This window comes from Prevotella sp. HMSC073D09 (genome assembly GCF_001814145.1).
In the GTDB taxonomy this organism is placed as follows: domain Bacteria; phylum Bacteroidota; class Bacteroidia; order Bacteroidales; family Bacteroidaceae; genus Prevotella; species Prevotella conceptionensis.
Genome location: NZ_KV815147.1, coordinates 1 through 684 on the forward strand (window position 1 = coordinate 1; position 684 = coordinate 684).

Sequence of the window (684 nt, forward strand, 5' to 3'; positions counted from 1 at the left end):
CCACGGCTCCCACGCAGATAGGGCATGAGCATTACACCTACGATGCCAATGGCAACCCAACACTGGTGGAGAACGACAGTCTGAACACCGAGCGGAAAATGTATTGGGACGAGGACAACCGCCTGATGGTATTGTCGGACAACGGCAAGACCAGCCGATACACCTACAATGCCGCCGGTGAGCGCATCGTCAAGAGCCACGGCGACCTTGAAGGCGTGTATGTAAATGGTGCGCCACAGGGAATGACGTTCCACGAAACCGAGGATTACACCATCTACCCCGCCCCGATTATCACCGTGACGAAGAACCGCTTTACCAAGCATTACTTTATCGGCGACAAACGAATTGCCTCCAAACTTGGGACAGGTAAGTTCAGCAACGTTTATGGCATCAGCAGCAACAACGTTACGGCAGGCCAGAAAGACTATGCTGCCCGCATGCTGCAGATAGAGAAACAACGCGAGGACTACTACCACAAGCTAGGCACGCCACGGGGTGTGCCCACGATGAAGGGTGCGACGGCCGATCCCGACAACACGGGTTATGGCTACAACACCATCATCGGCGAGCTGGGCGACCACTCTGTACCCGAAGGTTGGGTGCAACGACCGAAGTTTAACGACAAGGGAGATGTCCCTGGTCCGCCCATCCAATGGCAGAAGCCCGAAGACCCTGACAATGCGC

At 55.7% G+C, this 684-nt stretch carries 1 pseudogene; it reads left to right on the plus strand.

Annotated features, from left to right (window positions below):
* Nucleotides 1-684 (plus strand): annotated as a pseudogene (locus HMPREF2955_RS14090) (RHS repeat-associated core domain-containing protein); the annotation flags it as partial.